Origin of the sequence: Pseudomonas songnenensis, from assembly GCF_003696315.1 — a bacterium.
GTDB classification, from domain to species: Bacteria; Pseudomonadota; Gammaproteobacteria; order Pseudomonadales; family Pseudomonadaceae; genus Stutzerimonas; species Stutzerimonas songnenensis.
In genome coordinates this window covers 1-311 of the sequence record NZ_RFFN01000024.1, presented here as the reverse complement: position 1 = coordinate 311, position 311 = coordinate 1, and the positions used below count along the sequence as shown (strand labels likewise).

The window sequence follows — 311 nt, the reverse complement described above, 5'->3', positions numbered from 1 at the left end:
AAGGTATCGGTTTCAGCCACGCCATCCACGTCGGTGGTCGCACTGGTCAGTTGATACTCATAGGTCGCAACGCCGGTCGCTTCGTCGTAATAGATGATCGTCAAGGTGCCATGGGCACCGACGAAGCTGCTGCCCACCAAACTGCCGATGGCCACCGTAGTGGTGCCGATCGTAACTTCCTGAATATCGTCAAGGCCATCCACATCACCGATGGTAAAGGTGCCGGTGGCAACGTCCCGTCCATCACCGCCAGTTGAGCCAGCCGGCAAACCGGCTTCGTACACACTCGCACCCACCACGCTCAGCGTCGG

At 59.2% G+C, this 311-nt stretch carries 1 protein-coding gene; it reads right to left on the bottom strand.

From position 1 onward, the window contains the following. Positions 1 to 311 (bottom strand): hypothetical protein (locus tag EA798_RS20685; protein WP_167463008.1); only part of this gene is annotated, 311 nt, incomplete at both ends.